Source organism: Proteiniborus sp., assembly GCF_040308045.1.
Taxonomy (GTDB): domain Bacteria; phylum Bacillota; class Clostridia; order Tissierellales; family Proteiniboraceae; genus Proteiniborus.
In genome coordinates this window covers 23116-42791 of record NZ_JAWRHZ010000046.1, presented here as the reverse complement: position 1 = coordinate 42791, position 19676 = coordinate 23116, and the positions used below count along the sequence as shown (strand labels likewise).

Here is a 19676-nt window from a genome sequence, read left to right as displayed (position 1 = left end):
ATATATCATCCTTTTTGAATAACCTTTAAAAAGTTAAAAATCTCCTCATACATATTAGTAAATATGTGCTGAAGAGTAGCAATAAACAACGGTAAAGTAATAATAATAGTTGCTATTCCAACTAATATTTTAAAAGGCATTCCAACTATGAATACATTCATTTGTGGCATTGTCTTTGCTAATATGCCTAGTAAAACATCTGCAAGAAAAATCGAAGCTAAAACTGGTGCACTTATTTTAACTCCTATAATAAAAGTTGTACTGAGGATTTTAATTAATTGATTAATAGTGTCATTTGCAAACTTAAAATATCCAATTGGAATATATTCATAAGATTGAATTAATGCGTCTAATAAAATGTGATGACCATCTATAGTAAGAAAAATCAATATACTAATTATGTAATAGTAAGTTCCCATTATGGGTACCTGAATATTGTTTTGTGGGTCGAATACATTAACCATACCAAATCCAACTTGCATATCAATAATTTGACCAGCTAAATATAAGGAAGTAAAAAAAAGATAAGATATAAATCCAAGCATTAACCCCACTAATAATTCTTTTATTGAGAAAACAATTAACTCAAAAGGAACCAATTCTAATTTCTCAATATCTAATACAGCTATTAAAATAATTGAACAGAAAAATGAAAATCCAATCTTCAATACATTTGGAATATTATTCCTGCTAAATATTGGGGTTATTAGAAAAAGCCCTGTCATTCTAATTAAAATCATTAAAAAAATCTGATATTTACTTAAAATATCTGCAAATAAGTTTTCCATTTTAGTACCTCAAACTAATTAATGTATGTGTTTATATTTACAAACAAGTTTTGTGTAAAACCGATTAGTACATTTAATATCCATGGCCCAAATACCAGAATCGATATAAGTACTGCAACTATTTTTGGTACAAAGGCTAAAGTAGCCTCTTGTATTTGTGTCGTTGCTTGGAAAATACTAACCAATAATCCAACTAATAATCCAAAACCAAGCATTGGAGCTGAAACCATTAATATTGTCCTAAGAGCTTGTTGCGCAATACTTAAAACCTCACCTTGACTCATAATATCTCTCCTTATTTAAAGCTAGATATAAGCTGACCAATTATTAAGTTCCATCCATCTACCATAATAAAAAGTAGTAATTTAAAAGGCAATGATATCATAACAGGTGGAAGCATCATCATTCCCATTGACATCAATGTACTAGCTACTACCATATCAATTACTAGAAAAGGAATGAACAAAATAAATCCGATTTGAAAAGCTGTTTTTAGCTCGCTTATTATAAAAGAAGGTATTAACACCCTAGTCGGAATATCATCTATCCCGCTTACACTATCAATTTTTGCAATTCTTAAAAAAAGGGCCAAATCTTTTTCTTTGGTCTGCTTAAACATAAATTCTCTAATAGGTGTCATTGCAATGTTTAAAGCTTCTTCCTGCCCTACTTCACCTGACAAGTAGGGCTGAATCGCCTGTTGATTTATTTCAGTCGCAATAGGAGCCATTAAAAAAAATGTCAAAAATAAAGCTATTCCTATCAAAACCTGATTGGGAGGAGTCTGCTGCGTACCTATTGCATTTCTAAGAAAAGATAAAACTATAATTATTCTAGTAAAGCTAGTCATCATAATCAATATTGATGGAGCTAAAGATAAGATTGTAAATAATACCAATAAATGAATAGCAGAAACATAGCCTTCGCTATCAGTGTTATCGCTTATAATATCTAGAGCAGTACCAATTGATGGTACTTGGGGTTCTGCATAACTAATTCCGATAGAAAAAATAAAAAATATAATCAAAATAATTGTTACTCTAAAAGTTGTTTTCATATTCTCATTCCTATCTTTTCTCAAGTAATATAATTCTTAATAAATCTCATATAATTATGGCATCTATTTATCTTTTCTTTTATTACTAAGCATTTCATTAGTACTATCTTTGCTTTTTGTTAGTTTTTCAATAATATTTTTAAAATTATCTTTATCAATTTCTATGTCTCTGAATTGGACATCCACATCATCTCTATTAAGCTTATCTAGTAATAAGAGATGGGAGTTATTATCAAAAACAATGTATATAATTCCTAATACTTCAACAATAAAAATCCTTGTGTTATTGCCTAATGAAATCGCCTCTATTACTTTAATATTTTTACTTCTGCTCATTAAGTTCGATTTTTTAGCTATAAATTTTGTAAAATAAAAAGCTAGTATTATAACAATAACAAAAGATACCAAATATATTATCGTTTTAACTATTTCATCTAACACAAGAACATCACATCCAATTTTAAGCGTATTTATTCACTATCAAGAAAATGAGCAGTCCAAATTTATACAGTCTACCCAATGGCCTTTTTAACTGCTTCAATAACTCTATCTGCTTGAAAAGGTTTCACAATAAAATCCTTTGCACCGGCTTGTATTGCTTCAATAACCATAGCCTGCTGTCCCATTGCTGAACACATAACTATTTTAGCAGTACTATCAATCTTTTTTATTTCTTTTACTGCTTGTATACCATCTACTTCAGGCATTGTAATGTCCATAATTACTAAATCTGGAGAAAGCTCCTTATATCTCTCTATAGCTTTTGCTCCGTTCTCTGCTTCACCAGCTACGTTAAATCCATTTTTAGTAAGGATATCTTTAATCATCATTCTCATGAAAGCTGCATCATCTACAATCAATATTCCATTTGCCATAATAAATCCTCCTTAATTTTTGCTTATTCTTTTAGATGGGCTAACAATATCAGTAATTCTGACACCAAAATTATCATCAATTACTACAACTTCGCCTTTTGCTATAAACTTTCCATTTGCAAAGATTTCTAATGCTTCTCCTAAAAGCTTGTCCAATTCAATTATAGTTCCTGGACCATATTCAAGAATTTCACCAATTTTTCTGGTAGTCCTTCCCAGTTCAACAGTAATATCTATAGGAATTTCTTGAATTAGCTCTATACTTTCATTATAAGCTTTATTTTCATTTGTATCAAATTGCTGCAACTCATATTTTTTTACATTTACAGGATCATGTTTAATATTATTCTCTTTATCTAAGTTATTAATTTGAGAAAATGCTTGTTTAAAAGATTTGTTATTTTCATCTGTAGTTAATTCTTTTGGTTTATTATCATCTATATAAGTTAACATTTCGTTTTCAACACTAACATCAATATTTGTTTCTGTAGATTCATTATTTCCCATAAGCTGATTTACCATATCTTGTGCAAAATTTAGTGGTATTAGTTGCATAATTTCACTATCAATTAAATCCCCTACTACCATTTTAAAAGAAACTTTTACTATAGGTTCATCATATCCAAAAATATCAATATCAAAGTTTCCTTCTTTTAAATCAATCTGAAAAGCTTTTGGTGGATCAATATCTATAAGATTAGAAAATAGTTCTGATAAAGATGTACACGATGATCCAACCATCTGATTCATAGCTTCACTAATTGCACTTATATCCATTTCATTTATATCTCTGTCAACGTTTCTACCTGTCCCCCCCATCATTAAATCAGTAATTACTTTAACATCATGACTCTTTAATATTAATAAATTTGCTCCTTTTAATCCTTGCTTATACTTAACGTTAACAGCTATAAAAGGTATTGGATACTGTTCAGATATTTCTCTTATTGTGGTTATAGATACTTTAGGTGTGGTAATAACTACTTTCTGCCCTAAAAGCGTAAATAAAGTTGTTGCCGCAGTACCCATACTAATATTTCCTATTTCACCCAATGCATCCTTTTCAATTTCATTTATCATATCTTCTTCAACATTATCATAGTTTCCTTTTAATAACATATCAATTTCTTCTTGACTTAGCATGTTATCAGTCATCGATTACATCACCGTCCCTTTGAACTCTTGTTATTTGAACTGCAACTTTGTTTTTACTAGCACCAGGGTTCCCATAAAATTTTATTTGAGTTCCCAAATTTATACAAACCTCACCATCAACCATATCATCTAACATGACAACATCACCTTCTTGAAGGTTAATTAAATCACCTATTGTGATTCTAGTTGAACCTATGTTTACATTTAAATTAATATAGGTATTCTTTATTCTCTTACGAAGAATTTCTTTATCTATGTCAGTTGCCTCTTTTTTAGTTGTAGAAAACCACAATTTTGTACTTAATTTTTCTAAAATAGGTTCTAATACAATATGAGGAATACATATATTCATCAATCCTTCAATTTCCCCAATTGATAAATTCATAGTAATTAATGCTATTGTTTCATTCGGAGAAATAATTTGTGCAAACTGAGAGTTTGTTTCAATTTTATCTAGTGAAGGTGTTAATATAATGACAGTATCCCATGCCTGTGCTATAAGACCAATAATTCTCTTCATCATATTCTTAAGAAGAGTTATTTCAATCTCTGTGAAACTTCTTATATCTACTGGCTTTTCCCCATTACCACCTAATAAACGGTCAATAATTGTAAATGCAATATTAGTTGAAATATCAACAATAATCTGTCCGTCTAAAGGTTCAAAATCAATAAGTGAAAGAAAAGCAGGATTTGATATAGCATTTGTAAACTCACTATATGCATATTGATCTACTGTTAATACAGAAACTTTTACTGGAGCCCTTAAATATCCTGATAAAAAAGTCTGTAGAAGCCTACTAAAATTATCGTGTATGATCTCCAGAGTTCTCAACTGATCTTTAGCTATTTTTTGAGGATTTCTAAAATCATACTTTTTAACCTTCTTTTCAAAACTATTATCCTTGATTTCTTTAACATCGACTTCTCCAGTGCTTAAAGCATTAAGTAGGGCATCTATTTCGTTTTGTGATAAAACTTCAGCCAATATTGTTACCTCCCTACTGAACAATAATTTCTTCAAAGTAAACTTTTGTAATACCTTTAGTGCTAAATACTTCAGCTAATTTGTTAGTTATCTCACTTTGAAGTGCTAATAACCCTTCTTTTCCCTCTAAATCATCCTCAGTTTTATTTGCCATAATAGTATTGATCTCATGTTTAATAGAAAAATTTCTATTATTAAGCTCATCAATAATTTTTTCATCTGTTAATTCAATAGTCATTTTCATTTTAATGATTTTGTTACTATTTTTTAAATTACAGTACATTTCGTCAATCTCATAATAAAAATTTTCTACAGCTTTGTTTTGCGCTATATTATTTTTATATGAAACTAGCAAAAAAACCGCACCTATTAATAGCAAAAGCATAATAAATGATATTAAAGCTATTAGTAAAATCTTTTTTGTACTCATTTTTCTAACTCCTTTTAGTTAGGTTCTATTTGACTAACTGTTGATTTTAAAATAACAATGTCTACTCTCCTATTTTTAGCTTTGTTCTCAGGTGTATCATTTGGTGCTACAGGTCTATAATAGCTATATCCTCCAGCAGAAATTCTGTCGCCTGAAATATTTTGTTTTTCAACTAAAAATCTTAAAACATTAGCAGCTCTGATAACAGACAGCTCCCAGTTTGTAGGGAATGAATTAGAGACAATAATAGGGTCTGAATCAGTGTGTCCTTCAATTTTAATTTGCTTGTCTTTAAACTCATCTTTATTCAAAATCTCACTTAAAAAAATTAAGATTTCTTTTGCTTTGGGCTTAATATCAGCTTTACCTGAGTCAAAAAAAACATTGTCTAAAACTCTTATTACTAATCCTCTCTCATCAATATGAGCCACTATTTTATTGTCTAGATTTGCATTCTCACTATATTCTTCTATTAATGCCATAAGTTTTTTAAAGTCTTCTAATTCTTCTAATTCTTTTGTTGTCAACTCTTCAGGAAGATTACTAGTACTTATGTAAGGAGATGATTGAATAGTTTTACCACCAGGCATTACTCCTAAAGAACCTTGGAAAGACTGCATTATAGCTTTGAATTTTTGTGCGTCTATTTCAGAAAAAGAAAATAATAACACAAAGAAGCATAAAAGCAGAGTTACTAAATCGCTATATGTAAGCATCCATTCTGGTGTACCTTTATTTTCTTCTTGTTTTCTTTTTCTCACTACGCCTCACCACTTTCAAGCCCTTTTTTATAATCTTTTCTCATTTCTGGTGATAAGAAAGTCTTTAGTTTTTCTTCAATTATTCTTGGATTTTCACCTGCTTGAATAGAAAGAAGTCCTTCTACCATTAGCTCTTTAACTAAGATTTCCTCACTGCTTCTGCCTTTAAGTTTATTGGCTATAGGTATAAATACTAAGTTTGCTAAAAGAGAACCATAAAAAGTAGTTACTAGCGCCAGAGACATGCTAGGTCCAACGGTTGATGGGTCATCAAGGTCTTTAAGCATATTAATAAGTCCAATAAGTGTTCCTATCATGCCAAATGCAGGAGAATAGCTACCCATAGATTCAAATACACTTTGACCTTCTCTATGCCTTTCTTCTAAAAAAGCTAATTCAGTTTCTAGAATATTTCTCACTAATTCAGGATCAGTGCCATCTACTATTAGCATAATACCCTTTTTTAAAAATTCATCTTCTATTCTTTCGCCAGCCTCTTCTAATGCTAACAAACCTTCTCTTCTTGCAAGATTAGAAAGTTCAATTAGCTGGCTAATTACTCCGCTAGGATTTAAAGGCTGTACAGTGAAGGCATGTTTTACTACTTTAAGGGAGCCAATAACTTTTTTTAAAGGATAACTAATAAAAGTAGCGGCTGTAGCACCACCTAAAACTATAACAATTGACGAAAAGTCATAAAAGTTCATAAGGCTACCTGATAACGATATACCCCAAACAACAAAAGCAGTTCCAACTAGAAAACCAATGATTGTTGCTAAATCCATTAGTCACACCTCTTTTCTATTCCTTAAATCTGTAAATATAAATGCTATTTTTAAATTCAATTATTTTTTTAATTATTTCTTCTGCAGATTCCTTCACAACAACCTTCTTTCCTGTAGTTAATGTAATAACTGTATCAGGAGTTTCTTCTATGTATTCTATAAGTTCACAGTTAAGTACGAATTCTGTATTATTCAATCTGCTGACTCTAATCATAAAACCATCCTTTTTTCTTTACCTAGGCAGTAATTTCTGCCTAGGTAAAAATTATTATTTATTATCTTTTCATATTAACTAATTCTTGTAGCATCTCATCTGACGTCGTTATAATCCTTGAATTTGCTTGAAAACCTCTTTGAGTAGTAATCATTTCAGTAAATTCTAATGATAAATCTACATTTGACATTTCAAGTGAGCCTGGAGCCATATCTCCAAATCCGCTTGTACCAGCTTTACCAATTTGAGGTTCTCCAGAGTTTCTAGTGTCTATGAAGAAATTGTTTCCTATTTTTTGTAGCCCTGCTGGGTTATCAAATTTAGCAAGAAGAACTTGTCCCAATGCTTTTTTCTCACCATTAGTAAAGCTAGCTATAACTGTGCCTGTAGCATCTATAGCAAACCCATCTAGATTCCCTGCAGTATTACCGTTTAACGCATGTGGTTTTGCATCTGCTTCGTTTGCATATTGGGTAAGTTTAGAAAAGTCAAATTCAACTTTATTATCATAACTGCCAGCTCCATTTGGTTTACCAAAACCTACTTGCGGTTCTTTAATTTCTATACTAAGATTAGCTCCACTGGTAAGTTCTCCACTATTGCTAAATGTCAAATCATGAAAACTATCATCCACAGGCTTAATAGGTGGTTCTCCATTTAAAGGCTTAATAGATATTATTCGAGACTTCCACTTCCCTGTGACATGTTTTATAGCATTTTCAGCATCCTCTTTATTTGTAAAATCTGTTACTTCTTTTTTCCATTCTCCATTTTCAAAATAATTAGCATCAATAGTATCATCATTAATTGCTTCAATAACTTTAAATATCTCAAACTCTACTTTATAGCCATTTCCAAGACTATCTCTTATTATAGTATCTGTTTTGTGAAATCCATCTGGATCTAGTACAAGTTTATAAGTAGGAGCATCTCCTATTGTTTTACCAGGTACTTCAACTATCTTATATGGCAATGTCATCCTTGAATCTAGATTTCCCCTCATCTCAACATTCTGTGTAGTTGTAGGTGGCACTGTCTCTGTTTTATTAATAGTTATTGGACTTATTTCACTTGTCCAGTTGCCATTTCCATCAAACTTGTATCCCAAAACTTTATATCCATCTGCAGTTACTAAGTTTCCATCTCTATCTAATTCAAAATTACCTGCCCTTGTGTAGAACTTGTTTTCAAAATTAGCGTCATCAGAGACTACAAAGAAACCTTCACCATCTATCATTAAGTCTGTTGGATTTTCTGTTCTTTGAACTGCTCCTTTTGTATGTACTGTGTTTATTGAACCAATATTAACTCCTAAGCCTATTTGCTGTGGGTTAGTTCCTCCTTTTCCTCCTTGAGGTGCTGAAGCTCCTCTAACTACTTGGCTAAAAACTTCTTGAAAGGTAACTTGTCCTCTCTTAAAACCAACTGTATTTACGTTTGCTATATTGTTTCCAATAACATCCATCTTTGTTTGATGAACTCTGAGTCCAGAAACTCCAGAGTACATTGATCTCATCATAGTAAATTTTCCTCCTTTTTAGGCTATTTTTTATATGTCTTCTATCAGTCAGACATAAATAACTTCCTTAAAAAGGTCCAGTTATATAATGATAGCCCCATCAATATTAGTGAATATATTATTTTTAAGCTGTTCCTTACTTACAGTAGTAACAATAGTTTTATTTTTGACACTTGCTATAAATGCTTTATCATCCATCAATATCAAAGCTTCTTTAACACCTTTTTTTGTAGCTTTATCAATTGCTTCTTCTATCTTTGTTAGTTCCATATTGTCTAAACTAATATTTCTAATCCGCATTCTTTCTACTGCATGTCTAGAAAACTTAATATTCTGCCTTTGCTCTTCTATTTTTAGTAATTCTTCAAAATTGTTTTTTGGAACATTGTGATGAACTTGTTGCCCCTGCTTTAGATTGTTATTATGCAAAATTTTATAACTAATACTTTGAATATCAACCTTGTTCAACACTATCATCTCCTAGTGTTTCTCCTAGTAATTCATCTGGGTTATCTACCGACTCTCCCGTATAAGCCTCTATAGCTTTTCTTATATTCATCAGCTCTTTAATAATTTGAACACTACCCATAACTTGATTTTCATTTAGCTTATCTAAAACACCTAACATTTCATCTTGTGAAGCTCGTACATTCTTGTTTAGCTCTTGCATTTGCTCCAATGTACTAAACTGAGCCATTTGTGCTATAAATTCTTTATCTTCCATGGGATTTAAAGGATCTTGGTTTCTAAGCTGCGTAATTAATAGTTTTAAGAAAGCATCTTTCCCTAACATCCCATTAGAATTGGTATTTGCAACTTCTTCTTTCTTATCTCCAAATTTATACCAAAGATTAGTATCGTCTACTTTATTTACACTCATGGTTTCACCACCTATACAATTAAATCAATATTTCCATTGCTTGAATACAAACCTCCAACCATAGAATTCATATCTTCTACATAAGTAGACATTACTGGTATCCCTTCAAGCTTTTGTTTTTTGACACGAACTCTCTGTTCTTGTTTCCAAGCTTGAGAATTGTTTTTTTCAAAGCTTGAGTCTTTACCAACCGAAACATCTAATGCTTCAAAATTAATTCCAAGCTCTTTCATGCTATCTCTTAGATTGCTTAAATTAGATTCGATAAGTTGCTTGATGTTAAAATTTTCAACGTAGGCTTTAGCAGTTACTATTCCTTTTTCAGTAGAAATTTTAAGAGATACTTCCCCAAGGAAATCAGGTTTTAGTTTTATTCTTATTTCATCTGTTTTGTCAATGTCAACCTTTACTTTCTCTACTATTTGTTCAAAGATGTTTTCTTTATTGAGAAAAACAGGCTCTTCTTTAATAACTATAGACTCAAATGTATTATTTATATTTTTTTGAATATTGCTCTGTGTATTATTACTAAAGCGCGTAAAAATATTTTGTAATTTGAAATTATCAGTATTTTCTGAGTCAAATTCTTCTTCAAATGTAACATCACTTATAATATCTATTTTATTATCTATTTTATTATCTATTTTATTTTTTTCTTCATCCTCAATAACATCATTAAAATAAAACTTTACCAAAGAACTAGTATTTAAATCTTCATTTTGAACTTTTTCAATATTGCTTTGATTTAAAGATACTAATTTGTGATCTCGTGTTTCATCTAATAGGATATTTTCTAGTTCTACATCTTCTTTCTTAGTTACTTCTATTTCTTGCTGTAGTTCTATAATGCTTTGTCTTGGCTGAGTTTGGAAGTTTTGAGTAAAATCAGAATTTGATTCATAGTCGTTTAAGGCAAAATCAAACCCCTGTTCAGTGTCTATATCAGTAATTAATTCGGTTAATGTTAATTCAGGAATACTAGCTTTAGCATTTCTAGTAACTGATTCTTTTATTAACAACTCTTCATTAGAGTTTACTACTTCTGGTATTGAAGGAGTAAAACAGCAATTTAAAATTACTTCTCTACCATCTTTATTAAGATTATCTAGAGAATTGCCATTTTCTTCAGTAGTTTGTTCTATGCTTTCTGCTTTTTTATTAATTTCAAATTTACTATTATTAGTATCTTCGCTTTTCAGCTTATACTGTTCTCTTATGTTTCTTTCTTTATCTCTAGTTTCTTTTGCCTTAACTACTTGATTTTTTACATTACAAGAATTCAAGTTATCATTCTTACTTGAATCTAATTGATTAGCTCCTTGTCTTTTATGACTAAAAATATCGTCGAAAGATGTATTCTTAGGCTTTTCATACTTTCTTCCTTTTTCAATTGTCTCTTTTGAATTATAATTACTTGATATAAACTGCAATAAATCTGTTTTCATATTTTTTCACCTCCTTTCAATACCATGTTTATATTATTGAACAGCAAACTGTCTAGTAATTTCAGCTGCTTTATTTGTATCCATAATACTTAAAACCTGTGATACTTTTTGCTTCTTCATATTTTTTAATACGTCCATAATTATGGATGAATCAGATATAGAATAAATTGGGTTATCATCAATTTCAAATATAGTAACACTGTTCTTGTTCACCATCATTTTCTCTACTATTTCAACAATATCAGTTGATTCCATTTTTTCATATAAAGTTACTAGCTCAGATATTTTTTTATCATATTGCTTCTTAAAGCTTATTGCTTCAATAATTTTTACAGCTCTTGACTCGTCTTGGTCAGTAAGCTCTTCTAGCTTTTCAATCCCAGTTATCAACTGATTCGCAAACTCATCATCTGAATTAATTAAAATATCAGAAGCCTTCTTGATACTAAGCCCCATATAAATACTAGATAATTCATCTATTTTGAATTTTTCACTATTTCCTATTTCAGTAAAAGCCTTTTCCGTGTCCATTACTTCATATACCTTTGAACATTGTTCCAATTCATATTCTCTTTTTTCTTTTTGAAGCAAAAACAAATTAAATTTTTTCCTTCTATTTGTTTCAATATGAGAGATTATTTTATTTTTGGCATTAGGATTCATATAGTAAAGAATATCAATAGCTCTACTTTCTTTCATATTAGTAAAGATTTTACCCAACTCTTTGCCATCCCTGCCTTCTTCAACCATCAGTTCTACTTCTTCTATTGCTAGGTTTAGTTCTAGTTCTTCTAGATTTTTCAGTTCTTCGTTTAGAGCAATTTCATGCTCAGATTTTATTTCTTCGTATATAGTATGGAGTAAATCTTTTCTAAGTTCAATATTCCTAACTAATTTGATTATATCCTTAGTCTTAGTTGAGGATTTTTGGTTCATTCTCTTAATAACATTATTAAATAAGCCTTCATCTGACTTTTTTATGATGTATAGCTTGTCAGCAGAACTCTCTTCATTTATTGAAAGATAGTAGTTGGCAAGATAAGTCTCCTTTTCTGCCTTTTCACTCTCAGTAGGATATTTACTAAAATACTCTCCCACTACTCCTGGTCTATCCCTAAGGAATTCGTTGGTGGATTCTCTAAAATTGTTATTTGAAAAATATACTAACGCAAAAACTGTAATAGGTATTAGAGTAAAAACTAAAACAAATATTAATATAATCTTGAATATTTCTTTGCTCTTTTTCTCTTTAAGCATCTTTGTCCCTCACTATTTCATACTGCTTTTATAACAAACAATTTGATCAACAATTTTTTCTTCTTCTTTTTTCATTTTGTATAAATAATTATCTAAATCCCTAGACTTTAAATTTTCAAGTGTTTTTTTGTCAATAGATGAACTTATTAGCTTGTATCTGGCAGATTCAACATCTTTTTGTGCTTTTTCAACTAATGTTTTTTGCTCGATTAATTTATCTTTTACATTCTCTAAATATCTATTATAATTCCTTAAATCATTTATTGTGGTATTTAAAGTTATTTTATCTCTTTCATAATTTACACTCTCTTTATGTGATAAAATTCCCTCAAGTAATACAACCTCATCATCTAGTATTTTTTTTGCTCTACCATACTCGTTTTTATTAATCTCTTCTATTTTTTCCCTATATTCTAATACCTTGTTTAATCTAAAATTAAACTTTGCCAAAATATCAGCTCCTTATCAATCAAATCTAGTTAGTATTAGAATTAACAGTAATGTTTTCTAGCATTTCGATTACCTGATCAAAAGAAAAATTGGAGTCACTATCTTGTTTCAAAAAATCGTTAATTAAGCTAATTACCTTTATTGCTCTATCAATCTTAGGATTAGAGCCTAGTTTATAAGCTCCTATGTTTATTAAATCTTCTGATTCTCTATAGGTTGCTAGAATATCTTTAATTGCGTTTGACATAAGAATATGTTCTTTCGAACATACGCTAGGCATTACTCTACTCACGCTTTGTAGTACATCTATTGCAGGGTAATGATTTTGATTTGCTAGCTTCCTATTTAAAACAATGTGTCCATCAAGTATTCCCCTAGCTGTATCAGTAATTGGTTCATTTAAATCATCTCCATCAACTAATACTGTATATAGTCCAGTTATACTGCCAGAAGATGAAGTGCCTGCTCTTTCTAGAAGTTTAGGTAATATTGAGAATACTGATGGGGTAAATCCACGGGTGACTGGAGGTTCTCCAATAGCAAGTCCTATTTCCCTTTGAGCCATAGCAAATCTTGTTAAAGAGTCCATCATAAGCATTACATTCTTCCCCTTATCCCTAAAATACTCTGCAATTGCAGTAGTCAACAAAGCTCCTTTCATTCTAACAAGTGCAGGTTGATCTGATGTAGCTACTACTACAACTGAATTTTTTAATCCATCTTCTGCTAAATCGTTTTCAATAAATTCCCTTACTTCTCGGCCTCTTTCCCCAATTAATCCAATAACATTTATATCAGATTTTGCATTTCTAGCAATCATGCCCATTAAAGTACTCTTACCTACACCACTTCCTGCAAATATGCCAATTCTTTGCCCCATTCCACATGTCAATAAACCATCTATCGATTTTATACCTAGTGGCATAATCTTAGTTATTTTAGTTCTTTCTAGCGGATTAGGAGGTATATTTGAAACAGGATACTGCTTGATTGTTGCTATAGGGTCTTTTCCATCCATCGGATTTCCTAATCCATCTAAAACTCTTCCTATTAGCTCATCGCCTACATTTACTTGCAGTGAATGTCCACTCGCAACAACTCTACTTCCTGGACCAATACCTTCCATATCACCAAATGGCATCAATAAAATTTTATCATCTCTAAATCCTACTACCTCCGCCATAATAGGCTCACTTGAATTAAAAGGTATTATATAACATAACTCTCCTATTTTGGATTGTGGTCCTTTTGATTCAATAGTTAGACCTGTTACCTTTGTAATCTCACCATTGTATTTCATAAATTCTACAGTGTCTAGAATATCTAAGTATTTCTTAATGTTAATATTACACATGATTATCACTCGCTATTAAGTAAAGTAGTCAATAACTTTTTCATTTCTTCTATCTGCAAGTCCAAGCTCACGTCAACTATTCCCCTAGAGCCTTCAATGATGCAGCCTCCTTTTGATAGGTTTGAATCCACACGTATTTGAATATCCTCAATCAAATTTGCCATTGCCAATATTCTTTGCTTGGACATCTCTACAATGTCATAATCTTCTTTAGAAACTTTAATTATTAAATTTTCTTTTACATTAAGACTATCGATTCCCTTTAAAATTATTGAAATTATTGCTTCTTTATCATTTTCAAGTTTTTGATTTAATATTTTTTCACACAAGGACATTACTAAGCATATGACATCTTTTTCAATATTCGAAAGAATTTCTTCTCTTTCTTTTAGATAATTTCCCTTAATTTTATTTGCTTCTACAATTAAGGCATCGGATTTTTCTTTTCCATCATCATAACCTTCTTGAAACCCTTTTTTGTATCCATCTTCATTGGCAGAATCAAAAATACTTTTTACATGAGAATGGGTATCCTCAAGTACTTTTTCTGCTTCTTTGCTAGCATCTAGTATAATATTTTCTGCTTCTCTTTTTGCTTTCTCTATTATTTCGTTTGCTAATACTTTTGCTTCTGCAATTTTATCATTTAAACTTATTTCTTTTTCTTCTTCAGTATTTATCATGAGAGGTGTATCAATAATTCTGATCTGAGAGGATTTAATAATATTAGACAACTACCTCATCTCCTCCTCTCGGTGTAACTATTTCTCCTTCTTCCTCTAATTTTCTAATTATATTAACAATGTTCTGTTGAGCTTCTTCGATATCCTTAAGTCTCACAGGTCCCATGAATTCCATGTCTTCCTTAATCATTTCCACTAAACGTTTAGACATGTTATTAAATATAACATCTTTAACTTCTTCACTTGCTCCCTTAAGAGCAACAGACCATCTGCTATTATCTATTTCTCTAACAAATCTCTGAATAGACCTACTGTCAAGGGTAACTATATCTTCAAATACAAACATTCTCTTTCTGATTTCTTCGGACAATTCTGCATCCTTAACTTCAAGCTCTTCCATTATATATTTTTCAGTACCCCTATCAACAGAATTAAGTATAGATACAATTGTAGATATTCCTCCAGCAGTAGTAAAATCTTGAGAAACCAAAGTAGAAAACTTACTTTCAATTACACGCTCAATTTCTTTTATTACCTCAGGTGAAGTTCTATCCATAACAGCTATTCTTCTAGCTACATCTGCCTGCTTATCTGTAGGCAGCTTTGCTAGTATTTGTGCAGATTGACTAGGCCTTAGATATGCTAAGATTAATGCAATAGTCTGAGGATGTTCATTTTGGATATAATTAAGTATTTGATTAGGATCAGCCTTCCTAACAAATTCAAAAGGTCTAACCTGTAAAGAAGCCGTTAGTTTATTTATTACATCTACAGCTTTTTGGGATCCTAGTGCTCTTTCTAAAACATCTTTTGCATAATTAATACCGCCTTCAGATATGTATTCCTGTGCTAAACATAGTTGATAAAAACTATCTAATACACTCTCTTTTTCTTCAGGTGAAACAACTCTCATGTTTGCTATTTCAAGGGTTAATTCTTCAATTTCTTCGTCATTTAAATGTTTGAAAATTTCAGCAGATTTCTGTGGTCCTAGAGTTATTAAAAGAATCGCTGCTTTTTCTTTACCCTTCATAGATTGTTTTATAGACATAATTTCACCTCTATTCTTCATTTAACCAAGTTCTTAAAAGCTGTGCTACTGCATCAGGCTTTTTATCAACAAAATTATTTATCTGTTCTTTAACTTTAGATTTTTCAGAATCGAAATCAATGTCTTCGATAATAGCCATTTCATTGGCCTTCTGCTCAATCATTTCATTTATATCAATTTCTTCTTGTTTTCTCCTTCTGTATATTATTATTGTTATTATTGCTGAAGCACCTGCTACTGCAAGTCCAAATATTAGATATTTAAGCCAAGATGGAGCTCCATTCTTTACGTCTTCATTAATGCTATTTTGAGCTGAAAATCCATCATTAAATGATATTGCACTTACTTCGACTTGCTTTGTATCAAGACCAGTTGCAGCAAATATAAGATCAGAAAGTTCTTCCTTAAGATCGTCTGTAAGTTCTCCCTCTGGCAATGAACCTTTATTTAGTATTATTGCCACAGTCAAAGATTCAACTTGACCAGGAGTTTTTCTAATTTGCTTATTTATCTCATTTAACTCAAAATTTATAGTTTCGCTTGCTTTATCATATTTTGAGTTTTCTCCTTCTTGCTGGACATAATTAGTAACATCTTCTACATTTGAATCTACTCCTGGTACACCACCTTCAAGAGTGTTTGTCATATGTTCTTCAATTTTTTCCATACTACGTACTAATCCTTCTTCCATACCTTCAACAGGTGGACTAAACTCTAGAATGTTTGTCATTTCACTATCAAAATTAACTTTTACTCCCGACCTTACTACAACATTACCATATCCAAAAACACTTTCAAGAAAGCTTTTTATACTTTTATTAATTCTCTCTTGAAGACTTTGTTGAAAATTTAACTGCTCTGTTAAATTAAAATCTTCTTGGTTTTCATTTGTAACTGTTAAAACCCTTCCTGTATCGTCTACAACAGAAACATTTTCTGCATCCATACCTATTGCCTTTGCTACATGATCTTGAACTCCTTTTACTTGTTCTGTAGAAAGTGTTCTATTACCCGCGAGAGTAATAAATACAGATGCTGAAGGTTTCTCATTATCGTTCAATACATAACTCGTATTCTCAGGTATATTCAAAAAAACAGACGCTTCTTCAACTCCATCGATTTTTTCGATATCCATAGCTAAATCATTTGCTAATCCATAGTTCGCCCTCTGCTTTTTATCATATTCAGTCATAGTCCAACTTAAATCATTTAATGCGTCTTCCTGACTATATCTACCTTTAGGTATTCCTTCTGTAGCTAATTCCATTTTTGCTCTGCTTTTCATGTTTTGTGGTACTAAAATGGTGGTTCCGTTTTGTTCATCTTTCCACTTGATATTCATTTCATCAAGAACTTTCGTCACTGCCCCTGCATCTCTAGGATTTAAACCGTTAAATAGAACTTCATATTTAGTTCTTGTAGCAAAAAGAATTAGTGCTGTAATTCCAAATACTAAAACTATACTCCCCACTATAAGTTTTACCTTTTTCTTCTTTTCCAAATTACTCCAAAGGTCAGTCAATTGCCTTTTCATTTGCTGTATAGATTCTCCCACCAAATCACCTCATTTCTTACCGGTTGATATTAAACTTGCATTCTCATGATTTCTTTATATGCATCAACTACTTTATTTCTAATGGCAAGAGTCATTTGAAGTGCAATCTTGGCTTTTTCTGATGCTATTGTAACATCATGGATGTTTTCAACTTGACCCAAAGCTAATAGCTTTGTATAACTTTCGGATTCGGTTTGTAATTGATTTACTTCATCTAGTGCATTCTTTAAAAAATCATTGAATGCAGTTTTATTTTCAAGCTGCTTTCCTAATATTTTTTTATTATTTTCGGTAAATGTATTGCTTAATTTTTCTATTTTCATAATTATCCTCCATTAACGTCCTATTTCTAAAGCTTTCATAGCCATATTTTTTGCTGAACTAATGGCACTCATGTTAGCTTCATAGGCCCTGGTAGCAGAAATCATATCTACCATCTCTGTTGTTATATCAACATTTGGCATTTGTACATACCCATTACTATCTGAATCAGGATGCCCAGGTTCATAAATTTGTTTGAAAGGTGTCTTATCTTCTATTATTGCAGAAATTTTCACACCTTTAGCATTTAAAAGTTTATTAGAATACTTTGATAAGCAATTTGAAAATGGTGTTGCCTCATTTTGTTTAAATACCACCATCTGTCTTCTATAGGGCGTTCCACCACTAGTTCTTGTGACACTAGCATTAGCAATGTTCTTTGAAATTATCTCCATTCTAGTCCTTTCAGCAGTCATGCCTGTAGCACTAATATCAATAGTGTTAAATATTTTCAAAACTATCTACCTCCTTCATTTATGACTGAATTTATTGCATCAAATTGTCTAGATATTTGCCTACTAATAGCATTGTAATAGATTTCATTCTTAGCTCTTTCTGCTATTTCCACATCAATATTTACACTATTACCATCTCTTCTTACTGCTATATTATTATGAGTTCTAATTGTTGAATACGGTGTATTTCCTAAGTTTCCTCCAATATGTTTAGCATTAGTAGTATTGAGTCTAAGCTTGTTCTTTTCTAATTCATCTTTAAGTAAATTTTCAAACTCAACTGTCACTCTTTTATAGCCAGGCGTATTAACATTAGCTATATTATTAGATATAGCAGCATGTCTTAGCGAAGAACCATCAAGTGCTTTTTTTAGAAAATCTGATGTGTCAAACATTTTGTTTATCATAAAAATACCACCTTTTAAAGAAACTATACCACATAGTTCGCATTCTGTAACATAATGTCGATTATATAGCATTCATTCTTGTGTTTAACCTAATATTATTGTTTTTTTAACATAATATTTATTAATTCTACTTAGTTTTCGTTTTTCCTTCTATTTGGTAAAATTTTTCTTTAGATTTACTGATTTAGTCCCTAAGACCCATGATTGTTGTCGTATTTAACTTTCCCTGGTATTAATCTAATAATAGATAATAAAAAAAGCCGATAGAAAACTATCAACTTTGATTTAATATTTTAAGCTCTTCTAAAAGCTTATCGTTTAGAATTTTAATATGCGTTCCCTTCATGCCTAATGATCTAGATTCGATTACACCTGCGCTTTCAAATTTCCTTAAAGCATTTACTATTACTGACCTAGTTATACCTACCCTGTCTGCAATTTTACTAGCTACTAATAAGCCTTCAGTACCGTCTAATTCATTAAATATATGCTCTATTGCTTCTAACTCAGAATAGGAGAGCGTACCAATAGCCATTTGAACTACAGCTTTTTTTCTAGCTTCTTCTTCTATTTCTTCGTTTTTAGATCTAAGGATTTCCATTCCTACAATAGTAGCACTATATTCAGCCAAAACTAAATCATCCTCTGAAAACTCTCTCCCGAATCTTGCCAACACTAGTGTTCCTAACCTTGTCCCCCCGCTTACTAAGGGTATTATTGTAGTAATCTTATCTTGATAATCACAACTAGAAACCTGGTCAAACACACATTCAGAAATTTCTTTTATGTTCTCATTTGTTTCTGTTATTTTTAATAGCTCGTTATTATAGTCTTCAGGAAATCTTCTTTCTTCTACGACCTCATTGTGAAGTATGCCACATTCAAAGCCTTCGTGTAATGCAAATCCTAAAACCCTTCCTTTTCTACTAGAAATATAGATATTTGCATCTAGAATATCCGATAAAACCTTGCTTAATTCTGTAAAAGATACTGGTTGAGATCCAGTATTTTGCAGTATTTTATTCAATCTTCTAGTCTTCATTAATAAACTTTCACTCATTTAAATCCTCCTTTAAAATATAATCTTAAGTTTCTCTATACGCAGTAAACACTCTTTTTCTATTTGTATCCTTGTAATAATATTAAAGTAATAATTAACATCAAAATGTATTTTTTATAGTTTAGTTTTTTTGAGAATTTTATCACTACTTTTTAGACCGTCAGAGCAATTAAAATGTTATCACAC

At 30.9% G+C, this 19676-nt stretch carries 25 protein-coding genes; all 25 read right to left on the bottom strand.

Translation table 11 applies throughout. From position 1 onward, the window contains the following. Nucleotides 1–5: 5 nt before the first annotated feature. Nucleotides 6–788, bottom strand: a complete 783-nt coding sequence (gene fliR / locus ABV008_RS09670) for a flagellar biosynthetic protein FliR (RefSeq protein WP_352419616.1) — start codon at nt 786–788, stop codon at nt 6–8. A 14-nt stretch (nt 789–802) separates the two neighbouring features. Beyond that, complete coding sequence (gene fliQ / locus ABV008_RS09665; RefSeq protein ID WP_352419615.1) at nt 803–1072, bottom strand: flagellar biosynthesis protein FliQ; 270 nt, start codon at nt 1070–1072, stop codon at nt 803–805. Between the two features lie 11 nt (nt 1073–1083). Next, nucleotides 1084–1845 (bottom strand): flagellar type III secretion system pore protein FliP, encoded by a 762-nt coding sequence (gene fliP, locus ABV008_RS09660; protein ID WP_352419614.1) that lies wholly within the window; start codon nt 1843–1845, stop codon nt 1084–1086. A 63-nt stretch (nt 1846–1908) separates the two neighbouring features. Continuing rightward, complete coding sequence (locus tag ABV008_RS09655; RefSeq protein WP_352419613.1) at nt 1909–2286, bottom strand: flagellar biosynthetic protein FliO; 378 nt, start codon at nt 2284–2286, stop codon at nt 1909–1911. 71 nt (nt 2287–2357) lie between these two features. Next, nucleotides 2358–2720 carry a response regulator gene (locus ABV008_RS09650; protein ID WP_352419612.1) on the bottom strand — a complete coding sequence of 121 codons (363 nt, stop codon included), beginning with the start codon at nt 2718–2720 and terminating at the stop codon, nt 2358–2360. A 12-nt stretch (nt 2721–2732) separates the two neighbouring features. Continuing rightward, entirely contained in the window at nt 2733–3875 is a 1143-nt protein-coding gene (gene fliY / locus ABV008_RS09645) for a flagellar motor switch phosphatase FliY (protein WP_352419611.1), read from the bottom strand. Continuing rightward, complete coding sequence (fliM, locus tag ABV008_RS09640; protein WP_352419610.1) at nt 3868–4863, bottom strand: flagellar motor switch protein FliM; 996 nt, start codon at nt 4861–4863, stop codon at nt 3868–3870. The genes fliY and fliM overlap by 8 nt, the downstream gene beginning before the upstream one ends. A gap of 13 nt (nt 4864–4876) precedes the next feature. Next, entirely contained in the window at nt 4877–5293 is a 417-nt protein-coding gene (locus tag ABV008_RS09635) for a flagellar basal body-associated FliL family protein (protein ID WP_352419609.1), read from the bottom strand. 14 nt (nt 5294–5307) lie between these two features. Beyond that, nucleotides 5308–6054, bottom strand: a complete 747-nt coding sequence (locus tag ABV008_RS09630) for a flagellar motor protein MotB (protein ID WP_352419608.1) — start codon at nt 6052–6054, stop codon at nt 5308–5310. Next, nucleotides 6054–6839, bottom strand: a complete 786-nt coding sequence (locus ABV008_RS09625; protein WP_352419607.1) for a flagellar motor protein — start codon at nt 6837–6839, stop codon at nt 6054–6056. The genes ABV008_RS09630 and ABV008_RS09625 overlap by 1 nt, the downstream gene beginning before the upstream one ends. Before the next feature lie 16 nt (nt 6840–6855). Beyond that, nucleotides 6856–7053, bottom strand: coding sequence for a flagellar FlbD family protein (locus ABV008_RS09620; RefSeq protein WP_352419606.1), 198 nt, complete (start codon nt 7051–7053; stop codon nt 6856–6858). A 61-nt stretch (nt 7054–7114) separates the two neighbouring features. Beyond that, on the bottom strand, nt 7115–8572 hold the full coding sequence (locus tag ABV008_RS09615) for a flagellar hook protein FlgE (protein WP_352419605.1): 1458 nt from the start codon (nt 8570–8572) through the stop codon (nt 7115–7117). Between the two features lie 81 nt (nt 8573–8653). Further along, nucleotides 8654–9040, bottom strand: coding sequence for a TIGR02530 family flagellar biosynthesis protein (locus ABV008_RS09610; protein ID WP_352419604.1), 387 nt, complete (start codon nt 9038–9040; stop codon nt 8654–8656). After that, nucleotides 9027–9452 (bottom strand): flagellar hook capping FlgD N-terminal domain-containing protein, encoded by a 426-nt coding sequence (locus tag ABV008_RS09605; protein WP_352419603.1) that lies wholly within the window; start codon nt 9450–9452, stop codon nt 9027–9029. Before ABV008_RS09605 ends, ABV008_RS09610 begins: the two co-directional genes overlap by 14 nt. A gap of 11 nt (nt 9453–9463) precedes the next feature. Continuing rightward, entirely contained in the window at nt 9464–10897 is a 1434-nt protein-coding gene (locus ABV008_RS09600; RefSeq protein ID WP_352419602.1) for a flagellar hook-length control protein FliK, read from the bottom strand. 33 nt (nt 10898–10930) lie between these two features. Further along, nucleotides 10931–12154: a MotE family protein gene (locus tag ABV008_RS09595; RefSeq protein ID WP_352419601.1), complete on the bottom strand. Its 1224-nt coding sequence runs from the start codon at nt 12152–12154 to the stop codon at nt 10931–10933. A 12-nt stretch (nt 12155–12166) separates the two neighbouring features. Beyond that, nucleotides 12167–12604 carry a flagellar export protein FliJ gene (gene fliJ / locus ABV008_RS09590; RefSeq protein ID WP_352419600.1) on the bottom strand — a complete coding sequence of 146 codons (438 nt, stop codon included), beginning with the start codon at nt 12602–12604 and terminating at the stop codon, nt 12167–12169. A gap of 25 nt (nt 12605–12629) precedes the next feature. After that, on the bottom strand, nt 12630–13958 hold the full coding sequence (gene fliI / locus ABV008_RS09585) for a flagellar protein export ATPase FliI (RefSeq protein ID WP_352419599.1): 1329 nt from the start codon (nt 13956–13958) through the stop codon (nt 12630–12632). Between the two features lie 5 nt (nt 13959–13963). Then, complete coding sequence (locus ABV008_RS09580) at nt 13964–14692, bottom strand: FliH/SctL family protein (RefSeq protein ID WP_352419598.1); 729 nt, start codon at nt 14690–14692, stop codon at nt 13964–13966. Continuing rightward, entirely contained in the window at nt 14685–15692 is a 1008-nt protein-coding gene (gene fliG, locus ABV008_RS09575; protein WP_352419597.1) for a flagellar motor switch protein FliG, read from the bottom strand. Before fliG ends, ABV008_RS09580 begins: the two co-directional genes overlap by 8 nt. 10 nt (nt 15693–15702) lie before the next feature. Continuing rightward, a complete protein-coding gene (gene fliF / locus ABV008_RS09570; RefSeq protein ID WP_352419596.1) occupies nt 15703–17247 on the bottom strand; it encodes a flagellar basal-body MS-ring/collar protein FliF in 1545 nt (514 codons plus the stop codon). 29 nt (nt 17248–17276) lie between these two features. Then, complete coding sequence (gene fliE / locus ABV008_RS09565) at nt 17277–17570, bottom strand: flagellar hook-basal body complex protein FliE (protein ID WP_352419595.1); 294 nt, start codon at nt 17568–17570, stop codon at nt 17277–17279. Nucleotides 17571–17582: 12 nt separating this feature from the next. Next, a complete protein-coding gene (gene flgC / locus ABV008_RS09560; RefSeq protein ID WP_352419594.1) occupies nt 17583–18023 on the bottom strand; it encodes a flagellar basal body rod protein FlgC in 441 nt (146 codons plus the stop codon). Between the two features lie 2 nt (nt 18024–18025). Then, nucleotides 18026–18430, bottom strand: a complete 405-nt coding sequence (gene flgB / locus ABV008_RS09555) for a flagellar basal body rod protein FlgB (RefSeq protein ID WP_352419593.1) — start codon at nt 18428–18430, stop codon at nt 18026–18028. Nucleotides 18431–18704: 274 nt separating this feature from the next. After that, nucleotides 18705–19490, bottom strand: a complete 786-nt coding sequence (codY, locus tag ABV008_RS09550) for a GTP-sensing pleiotropic transcriptional regulator CodY (protein WP_352419592.1) — start codon at nt 19488–19490, stop codon at nt 18705–18707. Between the last annotated feature and the right edge of the window lie 186 nt (nt 19491–19676).